Source organism: Glutamicibacter uratoxydans (assembly GCF_050753455.1).
GTDB lineage: Bacteria > Actinomycetota > Actinomycetes > Actinomycetales > Micrococcaceae > Glutamicibacter > Glutamicibacter uratoxydans_A.
The window spans coordinates 1056102-1072059 of the sequence record NZ_CP192736.1; the positions used below are offsets into that span (position 1 = coordinate 1056102).

Here is a 15958-nt window from a genome sequence, read left to right on the forward strand (position 1 = left end):
ATGGGCACAAGATCCCCGCTAGGAGGCAGCAGATGTTCGAGGTTGTCAGAGAAAGAATTCACACGAGCCACGGTGTGCCTCAATGATCGAGTTTCACTCGGTATTCAAAAACTATCCCGACGGCACCCAAGCGGTGTCGGACTTTAGCCTGCAAATTCCGCCGCGGCAGACCACCGTCTTCGTCGGTTCCTCAGGCTGCGGCAAAACCACCCTTTTGCGCATGATCAACCGGATGGTAGAGCCCAGCGGCGGAATGCTAAGTATTGACGGAACCGACATTTCCACCCGAGACGCGGTTCAATTGCGTCGAAGTATCGGTTATGTCATGCAAAACGCCGGGTTATTGCCTCACTTCACCGTGGAACAGAATATTTCCACGGTTCCCCGATTGCAGGGGCAGACCCGGCGGTCCGCTCGGAAGCGTTCGCTGGAACTGATGGAAACGGTTGGTCTGGACACCTCGATGGCTGACCGGTACCCTCACCAACTGTCCGGGGGACAACAACAGCGCGTGGGCGTGGCTCGTGCGCTCGCCGCGGATCCGAACATTCTGTTGATGGACGAGCCCTTCGGGGCGGTAGACCCGATCGTCCGAGCCGAACTTCAAGAAGAGCTGCTCCGCTTGCAACGTGAACTGGATAAAACCGTGGTGTTTGTAACCCACGATATTGACGAAGCCTTCCTGCTGGGCGACCAAGTGGTGATTCTCGCGGCCGGGGCGCAGAAACTTCAAGTGGGCAGCCCCAGCAGCATCATCGAAAAACCAGCCAACGACTTTGTATCCAGCTTCATCGGAGCCGAACGCGGCGCCCGGGCCTTGTCGATCAAACACACCCCGGACGGTACGGTTCTGGTTGATCAGCAGGGCCGAACCCAGGGGCGTCTTATTCAGGACGAGCAGACACTATGAACTGGATTGGACAGAATCTTGAGCTGATTTTCTCGTTGGCTGGGATCCACCTACGTCAAAGCTTGATCGCGATTCTGGCTGGTTTCGTACTTTCCATTCCCTTAGGTTGGCTTGCCTGGCGTTACCGGGTGGTGCGAGTCCCGCTGGTGACCGGCACTGGGCTGCTTTACACCATCCCTTCACTGGCGCTACTGATGATTCTTCCGGTGCTCACCGGAATGAGCGCGATCAGTGAAGCGAACCTCATTTTAGCGCTCATCATTTACGCGATCGCCATTATGGTGCGTGGGGTGGTTGACGGACTGGACTCGGTGGACCCGGCGACTCGATCCGCGGCCACCGCCATGGGCTACGGGCCACGACGTCGCTTCTTTAGCGTGGAGTTACCACTGGCTGGGCCGGTGATACTAGCCGCGCTGAGAGTGACTGCCGTCAGCACGATCTCGCTGGCCACCGTCGGTATTTTGGTTGGGGTCACAAATCTTGGATATCTCTTCACCAACGGACTGCAACGGCGGATCATCGCCGAAGTCTTTGCGGGAATTCTTGCAGTCGCACTCATCGCGCTGCTGATCGACCTACTGTTGGTGTGGCTTAGTCGAGTACTGCTCCCATGGGCCACCACCTCACACCGTGCAACGAAAAGCCGGAAAGTCACCCAAAGCTCGGTGATGAACCGATGAATTTACTCGGCGAAGCGGTGAACTGGATCCTTGCCCCCGAACAGTGGCAGGGAGCAAATTCCCTACTGATCATGCTGCTACAACATTTGGGCTATACCGCGGTGGCGGTGGCACTGGCAGCGTTGATCGGTATTCCGATCGGCTGGTGGATCGGACACACCGGCAAAGGTAGGGAAATCGCAGTCAGCATCTCCGGACTGGCCCGTGCGGTGCCTTCCTTTGGATTGCTCATTCTGTTGGTGCTGCTCTTTGGTGTCTTGCACAAACCGGAGGCCGCGATCCTAACCTTCGTACTGTTGGCCGTCCCCTCGATCTTGGCCGGTGCTTATACCGGCTTCGAAGCGATCGATCGTAAAACCCTTGACGCGGCCCGGGCGGTGGGGATGACTGAAAGCGAAATTCTGCGCAAAGTGGAGATCCCACTGGGACTGCCGCTACTGGTTGGCGGTCTACGCTCGGCAATTCTTCAAGTAGTCGCCACGGTGACAATCGCCGCATACGTGAATCTCGGTGGGCTTGGATTGCCGATTATCACGGGCTTGAACTTGCGCCGCTACGACATGGTGCTCGGTGGGGCCCTGTTGGTCGCAGTGTTAGCACTCGTTCTTGACCTACTACTAGCCGGGGCTCAAAAACTCAGCGTCCCACACGGCACGCGACCCACCAAAGATAAGCCGCGAGCCGCGAACACCGATAACCCAAGGTCAATCAATCAAAGTGAACCAGAAAGTCTCCCCAACGAAAGGTCAGCAAGATGAAAACTTCATCCTCCAAAGCTCTGCTGGGACTAGCGGTCTTGGCAGCCGGCAGCCTCACGCTCGCAAGTTGCAGCAATTCCGATCCGTTAGCACAGGAATCCTCACAGCCAGGGGAAACTTCCGAAGCGATTGTCGTTGGCTCGCAAGCCTATTACTCCAATGAGATCATCGCCGAAATCTACGCCCAAGCCCTAGAACGCTCTGGGATGGAGGTGGAGCGTCAATTCAACATCGGTCAACGAGACGCCTACATCCCACAGCTGGAGAACGGAAGTATCGATCTGATGCCGGAATATACCGGAAACCTCCTGCAGTATTTTGATCCGGACACGACGGTGCGGGCCTCCGAGGAAGTCTATGCAGCGCTAGAGGATGCCCTACCCGAAGGCTTGAGTGTTTTGGACATGGCTCAGGCCACTGACCAAGATTCCTACACCGTGACCGCGGCCTTTGCGCAAGAGCAAAATCTCACCAGCATCGCTGATCTGACGCTCTCGAGTGTGCCGCTGGTACTGGGCGGGCCGCCAGAACTGGCCGAGCGTCCCTACGGACCAAAGGGGTTGGAAGAAACCTACGCGCTGGGAGTGGAGTTCTCCGCTACCGGAGACACGACCGTGGAAGATCTGGTGGCCGGAACCGTGAACGTGGCTAATGTGTTCACGGCCGATCCGCGAATCCAAACCGAAGATTTGGTGGTCCTTGAGGATCCAGAAGCACTCTTCCTCGCATCCAACGTGGTTCCGGTTGTTGACGAAGCAATGGCCGCGCAACTGGCTGAGGTCATCAACCCGGTGAGTGCCGAACTGTCCGCACAGGACTTGGTCGAGCTAAACGTCAAGAGTACGGTGGATCAGCAATCCGCTGAAACTATCGCTAGTGAATGGTTGGATTCCGTGGGAATCGTTGAGTAAGCGCATAGCCACGATACGCGGGTGACCGGTTGTCTTAGCGCTTTCCAGTAAACCTGTCACCTACTCATCAGGTTCTGGCAGCAACACCAAGTAGCGCTCAGGCAGCTGTGTGCCACCGGGCATCACATACGGCGCGACGCGTAGAAAACCGGACATATGCATACTCACCAAACTCACCGTCTCGGTCTGTCGAAGAATTATCCGGAGCTGGTCTGATGGCCACTTTTTATAGCATTGGGCATTCGAACCGGTCATGGGAGGAGTTCGTCGAGCTACTGCAAGAGAATCAGATTCAGCAGCTTGTAGACGTCCGCAAACTGACCGGGTCAACAAAGTACCCGCAGTTTAACGCTGACAATCTCGATCTCGCACTGCAAGAAATCGCTGTGAACTATGTGCATCTGCCCGAGCTGGCCGGCCGACGGCCGGCCAGCAAAAACGTCCCCATCGAGCGCAACGCGTGGTGGACCAACCGCAGTTTTCAGAACTATGCGGACTATGCGTTATCTAGCGAATTTGAGCATGGGCTAGGCCAGCTGATCGAGCGTGGAGAAAAACTAACCGTGGCGGTCATGTGCTCCGAAGCGGTGTGGTGGCGGTGCCACCGACGGATCATCACCGACTATTTGCTCATCCGGCAACACTCGGTTCACCATATTCTTGGTCCCCGGCAGGTTAAACCCGCCGAATTGAGTGCGGGGGCAATTCCCCAAAATACGAGGCAGGTCTACTACCCGAAGGGTCACTAACCGGTGTGCTTGGTTCGCCCTTGTACCACCAGCGGGGTATACACCCAAGCACCGGAGGAAGGGGGCGACGGGTATCGCGACTTTCGGCGAGCCGCCCAAGTCCACGACCTGAGATCCCGGGCCTATTGCCTTTCGGTTTGCACCCAAGGGGCTCTAAATCTGCGTGGTTAGATGCTGAACTGATGTGTTCTAGGCCCAGTGATGGCCCGGTCGGCGCGGTTGAAGATGTACACGGCGGTCGCACTTAAGCCGGTGCACACCATCCGAATGATTCTCCGAGCTAGGTTTGTGCTTCATGACTCAACCGGCATGCAGTGACCGTTCTTGGCCTCTGGAAACAGAGAAATGTCAGGTCAACTACTCTTACCTTGCTCGATTAGTACCTAGGGCGTGAAACAGGTCCGAAGCCCGCTGTTCCGTGTAAATTCAGCTTCCGTCCAAACCGGGGCGATACTCTAGATACATGGCTCCACGTACCCAATCCAAGGGCGCGAAAACTTCACCAGCGCGTAAGCCGCGCGGTTCAGGCAACGCGACCACCAAGAAAACACCGCAGAATCCCGAGCACGAGTTGGCATTGCCACTTCGCCTGATCTTGGGATTCTGGATGGGCATTGCCCGGGTGGTGGGCGGTGCTTTCCGTAAAATCGGTCGCAATGTGCGCCCGGACTACGAAGTTCGTCGAGACGGTACGGGCCTATTCCTCACCCTCGTTGCGCTGACCGTGGCGATCGTTGAGTGGTGGGGGCTGCGTGATGTTGGCTGGTTCGGACGCGGTGTGCACGCGTTCGCCGGTGGAACCTTTGGTTTTATGGCTGCGTTGCTGCCACCGATCCTACTCATCGGTGCCGCCCGACTTTTCCGGTATCCGGAGAATGATGCGGCAAATAATCGTATCGGGATTGGTCTAGCGATCCTTACCTCCGCGGGAGCCGCCACCGCGAATCTGGTCGCCGGTGCCCCCAGCGTCACCGCCGACTTCGAAACCTTGTGGGAATCCGGAGGCATGGTCGGGGCGATTCTTGGCACCCCGCTGGCGGCATTGATCTCGGTGCCCGGAGCCATGGCGGTGTTCATCCTGCTGCTCTTGATGTCAGTGCTGATCATCACCGCCACCCCGGTATTACAAATCCCGGCACGGATTCGCACCGGATACAACAAATTGCTGGGACAGGACCCGGACGCGGTGCGCAGCAAACCGGTGCGCGAAACTCAAGACCTCGACCCGCATGCCGAGGAACACGATCAGACTTATCTTTACGGACAAGATGAGCCAGTCGCGCCGGAGAAGCCGAAGAAGAAGCGGCAGAACTTCTTCAAACCCAAGTCTAAGAAGACCAGTGAAGTCTATGATGTGGACGGGGATGTCATCTCGGAGCATGCTGGTGACGTTGCCTATGACACCGCGGTGATAGCCGGTGAAGACGCCACGGTGGCTTTGGATGAAGAGGTCTTAGCCCAGGGTCGCAAGGGTGATCCGGAGCCTGCCACTGAAGCAATGGCAGTACCAGAACTAGCCCCGGACACCCCGCCGCCAGGGGTGAAACGTCCCACCAAGGCCGAAACTGAAATGGCTGCGATCATGGAGGAAATCGGGCTGGGCAAGAACGAGCCTGAAACAGCTACCGATGCCATGAACACCGTGGCGATGGATCACACCAAGCCCGCGCCGCCGTTAGCCCCAATCCCTGCACGCACCGAACAATTACAGCTCTCGGGGGACGTGACCTATACGCTTCCTTCCGATACTTACCTGCCGGCCGGACCGCCGGCCAAGGAACATTCCGAGGCCAACGACGCGGTTGTGGCGGCGCTGACCAACACCCTCACCCAGTTCAAGGTGGATGCTCAGGTTACTGGGTTCTCCCGTGGACCGACGGTGACCCGCTACGAGATTGAGCTCTCCCCGGGCACCAAGGTGGAGAAGGTGACCGCCCTATCCAAGAATATCTCCTACGCGGTGGCGTCCTCGGATGTGCGCATTCTGTCTCCGATCCCGGGCAAGAGCGCCATCGGTATCGAAATCCCGAACGCCGATAAGGAAATTGTCGCGCTCGGTGATGTGCTGCGCAGCCACAACGCCCGTAAGACTGAACACCCAATGGTGATGGGCGTGGGTAAGGACGTTGAAGGTGGGTTCGTAGTCGCGAACTTGGCCAAGATGCCGCACCTGTTGGTGGCCGGTGCCACCGGTGCCGGTAAGTCCTCCTTCGTGAACTCCATGATCACCTCGATCCTGATGCGTGCCACCCCCGATCAAGTGCGCATGGTGATGGTAGACCCCAAGCGTGTGGAACTCACCGCCTACGAAGGGGTGCCGCACCTGATCACCCCGATTATCACCAACCCTAAGAAGGCTGCCGAAGCCTTAGCCTGGGTGGTGCGGGAAATGGATGCGCGCTACGACGACCTGGCGAACTTCGGGTTCAAGCACATCGATGACTTCAATAAGGCTGTGCGCGCCGGCAAGGTTCAGGTCCCCGCCGGATCCGAACGCGTGCTCAAGCCTTACCCGTACTTGCTGGTCATCGTTGACGAGCTGGCGGATTTGATGATGGTGGCCCCACGCGATGTGGAAGACGCGATCGTGCGTATTACTCAGTTGGCCCGTGCCGCCGGTATTCACTTGGTCTTGGCCACCCAGCGTCCGTCGGTGGATGTGGTGACCGGTCTGATTAAGGCCAACGTGCCCTCTCGCATGGCCTTTGCTACCTCCTCGGTCACCGACTCCCGGGTGGTGCTCGACCAGCCCGGTGCGGAAAAGCTCTTGGGTCAGGGTGACGCGCTCTTCCTCCCGATGGGCCAGTCCAAGCCCATGCGTGTCCAGGGTGCTTGGGTGACCGAATCCGAGATTCAACGCGTGGTGAAACACGTGAAGGAACAGCTGCAACCCGAATACCGCGAAGACGTGGTCCCGGTGGCGGAAAAGAAAAAGATTGACGAAGACATCGGTGACGATCTTGATCTGCTGTTGCAGGCTACCGAATTGGTGGTCACCAGCCAGTTTGGTTCCACCTCAATGCTGCAGCGTAAATTACGCGTCGGCTTTGCCAAGGCCGGACGTTTGATGGACCTGATGGAATCGCGTGGCGTAGTAGGTCCCTCTGAGGGATCCAAGGCCCGCGACGTGCTGGTCAAACCCGATGATCTGCCGGCTGTGCTGGCCGCAATGCGCGGGGATGATGCAACCAGTCATCAGGCGACCGCCAGTGAACAGGCTTTGGTCACTGAGGCCAAGGTCAACCACGCCGCTCCGGTAGATCTGGTCGCCGAGGATTTGGAATCCCGTCCACAGGCGGTTGACTACTTTGATGGCAATGATGATGAAGACTCTGGCGAAGACGCCTGGAACCTGACAGGAAGATAATCAATGACTCACCCCGCCAGTGGCGAACAGCCGGTTCCAACCCTCAATATTGCCAATGTGCTCACCACACTGCGTATTTTGATGGTGCCATTTTTCGTGTGGGCACTGTTGGCCGATGCGTCGGAACAGGGACTCTGGCGGTGGGTAGCCGTGGCCATCTTCGCAGTGGCCATGTACACCGACAAACTTGACGGGGATTTGGCACGTAGCCGTGGACTGATTACTAACTTCGGCAAAATTGCCGATCCGATTGCCGACAAGTTGCTCACCGGTTCGGCGTTGGTGGTCTTTTCGATTCTCACCGAACTTCCCTGGTGGGTCACCATCGCCATTTTGGTTCGTGAATGGGGGATTACCCTCCTGCGTTTCGCAGTGATTCGTTATGGGGTGATCGCCGCGGATATGGGTGGAAAGATCAAGACGGTGCTCCAAGCGGTGGTCATCATCATCTACTTATTGCCATTCACCCACACCATTGAATGGTTGAATATCGCCGCGTGGTACTTGATGCTGTTGACGCTGGTCGTGACGGTAGTAACCGGATTGGATTATGTGCTCAAAGCGGTCAAGCTGGTGCTTGCCGCGAATCGAAACAATCAGGATTAGCCGATGCCGCAAGATATCGCCAATAAAGTTATTCAGCGTGCGGTGCAAGCCAATATGCAACTGGCCACTGCTGAGTCACTGACTGCTGGGCAAATCAGTGCGGCTCTCGCTACCGTCGCCGGTGCCTCGGCGGTGTTACGCGGGGGCGTGGTTAGTTACTCTTCCGAAGTTAAACATCAACTTTTAGGTGTGTCGGCAGAGCTCCTGCAGCGCAAAGGATCGGTTGATCCCGAGGTGGCGGCCGCCATGGCGCGTGGTGCCCGTGAGGTCTGCGGTGCGGACCTGGCTGTGTCAGCCACGGGCGTGGCCGGGCCTTCGGCCCATGACGGAAAATCGGTCGGTACGGTCTTTATCGGTTGGGCTACTGCAACCCAGGACGGAGCCATCGAGCACCATTTCGTCGGGGATCGAGAACAAATTCGGGCCCGAGCCACACAGATGGCACTTCAACAGCTGCTTGTCATCCTGAACCAAGAAAATTCACAGCAAATCTCGTAATACTGTAGCTAGCGAACACATAACGCAATAGTTCTGATTAATAGGCTGTGTATGTGGCATTCGTCGCATTGGATTGATTAGGCTAAAGATATCGGGAACAAAAACCCGGTTCGCACCGTTGAAACAGGTGTCGGGTCAAGAACACGACCCGGGTCTGAAGAAGACCGATGATGAACCTAGGAGCAGAGGCACACACATGGTTAAGCAACCCGTAACGGTCAATGGAGTTGTCCGTTGGCGCGACATGGGCGAACCAGCCGAAGTCCAGCGCGAGAAGGAGGAGCACAAAATGGTAGTACTCCGTCACGAAATCGGTGATGTCCTACGCGACGTTCGACAGCGTCAGGGCCGTACCCTACGCGAGGTCTCGCATAGCGCACGCGTCTCCCTCGGCTACCTCTCGGAGGTGGAGCGCGGTCAGAAGGAAGCATCCAGTGAGTTGCTGTCTTCGATCTGCGTGGCTTTAGAAGTTCCCCTATCGCTGATGCTGCGCGAAGTTTCCGACCGTATCGCACTGGCCGAAGGAATTGCCATCCCGGATACCGTACCTTCCGAATTCTCCAACGAGTTTGGTAGCGACTTGCCAGAGCGGTTTGATAACCCACTGGCTTCGGCATCCCACTAATACATAGAAGTAACTTCGAATCCGCGAGACTCCCGCCAAGGCGGGGGTCTCACGTGGTTAATGGGAGAATAGAGCCTGTGCGATTGAGTGACTTTTGGCGAAATATGGATCACGAATTCGGTCCGCGGTATTCGCGGGTACTGGCTGAGACCTTAGCCCTGTCCGAATTCAACAGCATGACCGCCAACGAGGCTTTGAACCGCGGGGTGCAGCCGCGAGAGGTCTGGCAGGCCATCTGTAAGGCCCAAGACGTTCCCAGTGAGCGTTGGCTCGGACCAGATATCGAAATCAAAGAATAAAAATCCGCCATATTCGAAGCAACGGACTTTGCATTCGAATACGTGTTCGGATAGCGTTGTTCTCGTGCACACGTAAGGCACAAAAATTTTCCACAGTTGGATCCAGTGAATCCAAAATGTCGGAGTGCCGTCGTACTATCGAGGGCAGTAAGAAAAATATCGATAGGCATACACCACGTAGCCACGACGACTAAAGGTGAACCATGGCAGCAAAGAATGATCGCGAGAAGGCGCTTGAATCCGTCCTAGGCCAAATTGATAAGCAATTCGGTAAGGGATCGGTTATGCGCCTCGGGGATGATACCCGCGCGCCGATTGAAGCCATCCCCACCGGTTCGGTCGCTCTGGACGTGGCGCTGGGCATTGGAGGTCTGCCACGCGGACGCGTGGTGGAGATCTATGGCCCAGAATCCTCGGGTAAAACCACCGTGGCACTGCATGCTGTGGCCAGCGCTCAGCGCGCCGGCGGAATCGCGGCCTTCATCGACGCTGAGCACGCATTGGATCCGGAATACGCTAAGAAGCTCGGTGTAGACACGGACGCCTTGTTGGTGTCTCAGCCAGACACCGGTGAACAGGCTCTGGAAATCATGGATATGCTGGTCGGCTCTGGAGCCCTCGATATCATCGTGATCGACTCGGTCGCAGCCTTGGTTCCTCGCGCCGAAATTGAAGGCGAAATGGGTGACAGCCATGTGGGTCTGCAAGCTCGCCTGATGTCTCAGGCGCTGCGTAAGATTACTGGTCGCCTCTCCGCTTCGAAGACCACCGCAATTTTCATTAACCAGTTGCGTGAAAAGATTGGTGTCTTCTTCGGTAGCCCAGAAACCACCACCGGTGGTAAGGCGCTGAAGTTCTATGCTTCGGTACGCCTGGACATTCGCCGTATTGAAACGCTGAAGGAAGGTGCCAACCCCGTTGGTAACCGTACTCGCGTGAAGGTCGTCAAGAACAAGATGGCCCCTCCGTTCAAGCAAGCCGAATTCGACATCCTCTACGGCGTGGGTATTTCACGCGAAGGTAGTTTGATCGACATGGGAGTCGAGCATGGTTTGGTGAAGAAGTCTGGTGCTTGGTTCACCTACGACGGAGATCAGCTGGGCCAAGGTAAGGAAAACGCGCGCCGCTTCCTGAAGGACAACCCTGATCTGGCCAATGAGCTGGAACTGCAGATTAAGCAGAAGCTCGGAATTGTTGAAAAGCCCGAAGACGCTGAAACCGGCACCGAGGGTCTGCGCGTGGTCGAAGGCGAGTAAACGTGACGCCACGTAGTCACCGTAGCGCCGTACCTGGGAAGAATCCCGGGTACGGCGCTACGCCCGTTTCCGATGAATTTTATGGCGACCCTGAGCAAATGCCCGACTGGGCCAAGCCGGCTCCGGAGGAGGTGCCTGAACCGCCCGAACCCACACGGGAGCCGAGCCCACCCACACCCAAGCGCTCTACGGTCAAAGACACCAGCGAGCCGGAAGCACCAGCCAAACCCGCCTCGGTGGATGAACTGCGTGAAGCCATGCAGGAAATCATGCTCAACCCGGTCTCGACAAAGAGTTCACCGAAGAAACGAAGCAAGCAGCGCGAACGCCGGGCCGATACGAAGAGTACCGAACCAGAAGAGCTTACCGATGATCAATGGCGTGAAAAGGCCCGCGCAATACTGCTCCGCCAGCTGACCGCCAGCGACAAATCCGCCAAGCAACTTAAAGATAAGTTGCTAGCCAAGGAATGCCCCGAGGTTATCGCCGACGAAGTGATCGAAAGATTCGTCGAGGTCGACCTGGTGGATGACGAAAAGTTCGCTCAGGCCTGGGTCCGCGCTAGAACCCGGACCCGCGGGCTCGCTCGCGGCGCCCTGAAACATGAACTCCGTTCCAAGGGGATTGCCGACGAAATCGCCCAACTCGCCTTGGAACAGGTGGATGACCAAGACGAAGAGGAACGCGCCCGCGAACTGGTTCGCGTGAAACTCCGTCCACAATCGATGGGTGTCGATCGAGACAAGGCGTTACGCCGATTAGTGGGCATGCTCGGACGTAAAGGCTATAACGGCTCGCTAGCCTTCCGCGTGGCACGCGAAGAATGGGATGCGCGATTCGGTGAGTCCTGAGCCGCCGGCAAGACCAGCGGCTAAGTAGCCGCTTAGTCGTTTGGCTGCATCGGGATGCGTACTCCGCGTTCTTCAGCCACTTCCAATGCCCGCTCATACCCGGCATCAACATGGCGGAATACACCCATGGCCGGATCATTGGTGAGCAGGGCCTCTAATTTTGCCGCCGCCAACTCCGATCCATCAGCCAAGGACACCTGACCGGCATGGATAGATCTCCCCATCCCCACACCACCGCCATGGTGGATGGACACCCAGCTGGCCCCTGAACTCGTTGCGGTCAGTGCATTGAGCAACGGCCAATCGGCTACGGCATCACTGCCATCGAGCATGGCCTCGGTTTCGCGGTAGGGGGAGGCCACCGAACCCGAATCAAGATGATCACGCCCAATTACGATTGGAGCCGAAACCTTGCCCTCGGCGACGAGCTGGTTGAAGAGTAGTCCGGCGCGATGCCGTTCGCCATAACCGAGCCAGCAAATGCGGGCGGGCAACCCCTCAAACTCCACACGTTCCGCCGCCGCATCCAGCCAGCGGTGCAGATGCTCATTCTCGGGAAACAGTTGCTTCAACGCCTCATCGGTCACTCGAATGTCCTCCGGGTCTCCGGAGAGCGCCACCCAGCGGAAAGGACCTAGCCCTTCACAAAACAACGGACGGATATAGGCCGGGACGAAACCTGGAAACTCGAAAGCCCGGTCATAGCCACCTTTGCGCGCTTCATCGCGAATGGAGTTGCCATAGTCAAAGACTTCAACACCCAGATCTTGAAACTCCACCATCGCCTGTACCTGCTTAGCCATAGATAGCTGTGCTTGGCGAGTGAAGTCCTCGGGGTTCTCGGCCGCTGCCTGCTGCCACTGATCTAAGGAATAACCGACAGGTAGATAGCTAAGCGGGTCATGTGCACTGGTCTGATCGGTGACGATATCGATCTGGATTTCCCCAGCACGTTGCCTCCGCAGGAGCTCGGGAAATACCTTGGCGGCATTACCCACATAGCCAACCGACAGCCCTTGTCCTGCGGCCTTAGCTTCCATAACGCGCGAGATCGCGGTATCCAAATCCAGCTGAACCTCATCGAGGTAGCGCTTTGAGACCCGTCGGCGGAGCCGCGACTCATCAACATCAACGATTAGCACCGCCCCATCGTTGAGGCTTACTGCCAGCGGTTGGGCTCCACCCATGCCACCACAACCCCCAGTAAGGGTCAAGGTGCCGGCTAACGAGCCATTAAAACGCTTCCGAGCAATGGCAGCAAAGGTTTCAAAAGTGCCCTGCAAGATTCCTTGGGTTCCAATGTAAATCCATGAACCAGCGGTCATCTGGCCATACATCATCAACCCTTCGGCTTCGAGTGCCCGAAAATGCTCCCAGGTCGCCCAATCACCAACCAAGTTTGAGTTGGCGATCAAGACGCGAGGCGCCCACTTATTGGTGGTCACAACCCCGACCGGCTTTCCCGACTGAATCAGCAGGGTTTCGTTCTCTTCCAAATCTTTCAACGTCGCCACGATCGCGTCAAAAGCTTGCCAATCGCGGACCGCTTTTCCGGTTCCACCGTAAACCACGAGGTCATCGGGCCGTTCGGCGACCTCCGGGTCCAAGTTATTCATCAGCATCCGCAGTGGCGCTTCAGTTGCCCAGGATTTGGCAGTGAGCTGTGTCCCGCGCGGGGCGCGCACCGGGCGAGGCAGATGTGACATGAATGCTCCTATTGGATCAGGTCGTTCTCGTGTTGTTTTCATCATTGGACAATCTGGGCAGGCAATCCATGTGGCAATCGATGCTCCTGTCCGGGATATCAGACGATTTGATCGGGTGCTGACGGGCCGAATAGCTAGCCGCGTGCCGCGCGAGGTCAAATGGTTCATCCCGTGGGCAGCATCTTGAGTAGTGCGCAAGGTTTCTTCCGTGACGTGCGGTGCGCGCCGCCCATCCTAGGGTTGCCTTCGTTTCGATGGCCCCGAATTTTCGGTAATCTAGAGTGGTGACTGAGCTAGCATCAAAGACCCCCAATGACACTGACGTCCCACAACGTACCTACGAGGTGCGGACCTTCGGATGCCAGATGAATGTGCACGATTCCGAGCGCCTCTCTGGCCTCTTGGAGGACGCTGGGTTGACTCGTAAAGCGGAGCAAGCCAGTAACCAGGTCGCTGACGTCGTGGTGTTCAATACCTGCGCGGTTCGCGAAAATGCTGATAATAAGCTTTACGGAAATCTGGGCATTCTCAAGGCCGTCAAGGACGAACGCCCAGGGATGCAAATCGCAGTGGGTGGGTGCTTGGCCCAAAAAGACCGGGACACCATTCTGAAGAAGGCTCCATGGGTCGACGTAGTTTTTGGTACCCATAACATTGGCTCGCTACCCACCTTGTTGGCACGCTCGGCACACAACCAGCAGGCAGAACTTGAAATCCTCGAGTCTTTGGATGTCTTTCCCTCGACCTTGCCCACCCGACGCGAGTCGGTCTATGCGGGCTGGGTATCGATTTCCGTAGGCTGCAACAACACCTGCACTTTCTGCATTGTGCCCTCCCTGCGTGGCAAGGAACGCGACCGCCGCCCTGGCGAGATTCTGGCCGAAATTCAGGCGCTCGTTGACGACGGAGCTATTGAAGTCACCCTGCTGGGACAGAACGTGAACTCCTACGGCGTTGAATTCGGAGACCGTCTTGCCTTCGGTAAACTACTGCGCGCCTGCGGTGAGATTGAAGGTTTGGAGCGGGTGCGTTTCACCAGCCCGCACCCAGCGGCTTTCACCGATGATGTCATTGATGCCATGGCCGAGACTCCGAACGTGATGCCACAGCTGCACATGCCATTGCAGTCGGGTTCGGACAAGGTGCTTAAGGATATGCGTCGCTCCTATCGTTCGAAGAAGTTCTTGGGCATTCTCGATCGGGTTCGTGAACGTATCCCACACGCTGCGATCACCACCGACATTATCGTCGGATTCCCTGGGGAAACCGAAGAGGATTTCCAAGCCACCCTCGACATCGTGGAGGCTTCACGCTTTTCCTCGGCCTACACCTTCCAGTACTCCAAGCGCCCGGGAACCCCTGCGGCCACCATGGAGGACCAGCTGCCCAAGGAAGTTGTTCAGGAGCGCTATGAACGCCTGACCGACTTACAAGACCGCATTGCCAAGGAAGAAAACGCCAAGCAGCTCGGTCGCACCGTGGAGGTCATGGTTACCGAACAATCCGGTCGTAAAGCCGCCGAAACCCATCGTTTGGCTGGCCGCGCGCAGGACCAGCGACTGGTGCACTTCTCGGTCCCCGAGGGGGCGGAAACCCCGCGCCCGGGTGACTTAGTCACGCTACCAATCACCGAGGTTGCAGCCTTCCACCTGGTTTCGGATCCAAACCTGGACCAGTATTCCTTGCGCCGCTCCCGTGCAGGGGACGCGTGGGATCGTGCCCAAGCCGAGAGCTGTGGCGTGCCCACCCCCGGTGGTGCCAGCAGCGTGGGCAAGACCAATCTGGGAATGCCGACCTTGAAGGTGCGCAGCTAAGTTCATGGAGTCCCGGAATCTGCCGGTGATCGCGGTCGTCGGTCCGACCGGAACGGGTAAATCGGATTTGGCGATTGCCTTGGCCCAACGCCTCGGTGGGGAAATCGTTAACGCTGATGCCCTGCAGTTCTACCGCGGGATGGATATTGGCACCGCCAAATTAGCCATGGAACAACGCGGCGGAATCCAGCACCATTTGATGGACATCATGGACCTGCGTGAAGAAGCCTCCGTGGCACAGTTCCAGTTCCAAGCCCGTGAATGTTTTGCACAGATTTTTTCACGCGGAAAGGTCCCGGTGCTGGTGGGTGGATCCGGGCTATATGTGCGGGCGGCCCTAGATGTGATTGACTTCCCACCCACTGACCCTGCGGTTCGCACCCGTTTAGAACACGAAGTGCAACGGGACGGTGAGCAAACGCTCCGGGACCATTTGGCACGGATAGACCCGGTGTCAGCTGCCCGCAAGCTGGATTTACGCCGAGCCATCCGCGCCGTTGAGGTGTTCGAGATTTCCGGGCGCCCCTTTAGTTCCTACATGCCCGAACGTAAGTACGTTCAACCGGCGATACAGTTGGGCCTCAACCTTGACCGAGCGTCGCTTCACGAACGGCTGGCGCAACGGGTTCATCTTATGGATGCTCAGGGTTTAGCAAACGAAGTCCGCCAACTGATCCCGCGAGGACTACGCGAGGGCAAAACCTCCTCCCGCGCCATCGGCTACCAGCAGTATCTAGATTTCATTGACGGGCACATCTCCCGTGCGGAAGCGATCGAACAGACTATTGTTGCCACCCGACAATTTGCTCGGCGCCAAATTACTTGGTTCAACGCAGATGACAGGGTCACTTGGTTCGACCCGAGTGAAGATGGAATGATTGAGCGCGCGTTGGAACATCTCCGGCAGGCAACCAGTAACAGCTAA

The 15958-nt window shown here is 57.3% G+C and carries 15 protein-coding genes; 14 read left to right on the top strand and 1 reads right to left on the bottom strand.

The genetic code is table 11. From position 1 onward, the window contains the following. Window positions 1-82: 82 nt before the first annotated feature. From ACQQZ8_RS04880 to ACQQZ8_RS04935, 12 genes are all read left to right on the top strand, one after another. A complete protein-coding gene (locus tag ACQQZ8_RS04880; protein WP_431711564.1) occupies window positions 83-910 on the top strand; it encodes an ABC transporter ATP-binding protein in 828 nt (275 codons plus the stop codon). Beyond that, window positions 907-1593, top strand: a complete 687-nt coding sequence (locus ACQQZ8_RS04885) for an ABC transporter permease (protein WP_431711565.1) — start codon at window positions 907-909, stop codon at window positions 1591-1593. The genes ACQQZ8_RS04880 and ACQQZ8_RS04885 overlap by 4 nt, the downstream gene beginning before the upstream one ends. After that, on the top strand, window positions 1590-2351 hold the full coding sequence (locus ACQQZ8_RS04890) for an ABC transporter permease (protein WP_431711566.1): 762 nt from the start codon (window positions 1590-1592) through the stop codon (window positions 2349-2351). The genes ACQQZ8_RS04885 and ACQQZ8_RS04890 overlap by 4 nt, the downstream gene beginning before the upstream one ends. Then, a complete protein-coding gene (locus ACQQZ8_RS04895) occupies window positions 2348-3262 on the top strand; it encodes an ABC transporter substrate-binding protein (protein ID WP_431711567.1) in 915 nt (304 codons plus the stop codon). Before ACQQZ8_RS04890 ends, ACQQZ8_RS04895 begins: the two co-directional genes overlap by 4 nt. 215 nt (window positions 3263-3477) lie before the next feature. After that, window positions 3478-4011 (top strand): DUF488 family protein, encoded by a 534-nt coding sequence (locus ACQQZ8_RS04900; protein WP_431711568.1) that lies wholly within the window; start codon window positions 3478-3480, stop codon window positions 4009-4011. Window positions 4012-4474: 463 nt separating this feature from the next. Continuing rightward, window positions 4475-7378 carry a DNA translocase FtsK 4TM domain-containing protein gene (locus ACQQZ8_RS04905; protein ID WP_431711569.1) on the top strand — a complete coding sequence of 968 codons (2904 nt, stop codon included), beginning with the start codon at window positions 4475-4477 and terminating at the stop codon, window positions 7376-7378. Window positions 7379-7381: 3 nt separating this feature from the next. Beyond that, entirely contained in the window at window positions 7382-7984 is a 603-nt protein-coding gene (gene pgsA / locus ACQQZ8_RS04910) for a CDP-diacylglycerol--glycerol-3-phosphate 3-phosphatidyltransferase (protein ID WP_431711570.1), read from the top strand. A 3-nt stretch (window positions 7985-7987) separates the two neighbouring features. Further along, window positions 7988-8482: a CinA family protein gene (locus tag ACQQZ8_RS04915; protein WP_431711571.1), complete on the top strand. Its 495-nt coding sequence runs from the start codon at window positions 7988-7990 to the stop codon at window positions 8480-8482. Between the two features lie 196 nt (window positions 8483-8678). Beyond that, entirely contained in the window at window positions 8679-9107 is a 429-nt protein-coding gene (locus ACQQZ8_RS04920) for a helix-turn-helix domain-containing protein (protein ID WP_431711572.1), read from the top strand. 77 nt (window positions 9108-9184) lie between these two features. Beyond that, window positions 9185-9406, top strand: a complete 222-nt coding sequence (locus tag ACQQZ8_RS04925; protein ID WP_431711573.1) for a DUF3046 domain-containing protein — start codon at window positions 9185-9187, stop codon at window positions 9404-9406. Between the two features lie 203 nt (window positions 9407-9609). Continuing rightward, complete coding sequence (recA, locus tag ACQQZ8_RS04930; RefSeq protein ID WP_431711574.1) at window positions 9610-10662, top strand: recombinase RecA; 1053 nt, start codon at window positions 9610-9612, stop codon at window positions 10660-10662. A 2-nt stretch (window positions 10663-10664) separates the two neighbouring features. Beyond that, window positions 10665-11513 carry a regulatory protein RecX gene (locus ACQQZ8_RS04935; protein WP_431711575.1) on the top strand — a complete coding sequence of 283 codons (849 nt, stop codon included), beginning with the start codon at window positions 10665-10667 and terminating at the stop codon, window positions 11511-11513. 32 nt (window positions 11514-11545) lie between these two features. Here ACQQZ8_RS04935 and hutU read toward each other — a convergent pair whose 3' ends face one another. After that, window positions 11546-13219 carry a urocanate hydratase gene (gene hutU / locus ACQQZ8_RS04940; RefSeq protein WP_431711576.1) on the bottom strand — a complete coding sequence of 558 codons (1674 nt, stop codon included), beginning with the start codon at window positions 13217-13219 and terminating at the stop codon, window positions 11546-11548. A gap of 365 nt (window positions 13220-13584) precedes the next feature. On the opposite strand from hutU, the gene miaB reads away from it, so the two are divergent. Further along, window positions 13585-15033 carry a tRNA (N6-isopentenyl adenosine(37)-C2)-methylthiotransferase MiaB gene (gene miaB, locus ACQQZ8_RS04945; RefSeq protein ID WP_431712141.1) on the top strand — a complete coding sequence of 483 codons (1449 nt, stop codon included), beginning with the start codon at window positions 13585-13587 and terminating at the stop codon, window positions 15031-15033. A gap of 4 nt (window positions 15034-15037) precedes the next feature. Continuing rightward, window positions 15038-15958, top strand: a complete 921-nt coding sequence (gene miaA, locus ACQQZ8_RS04950; protein ID WP_431711577.1) for a tRNA (adenosine(37)-N6)-dimethylallyltransferase MiaA — start codon at window positions 15038-15040, stop codon at window positions 15956-15958.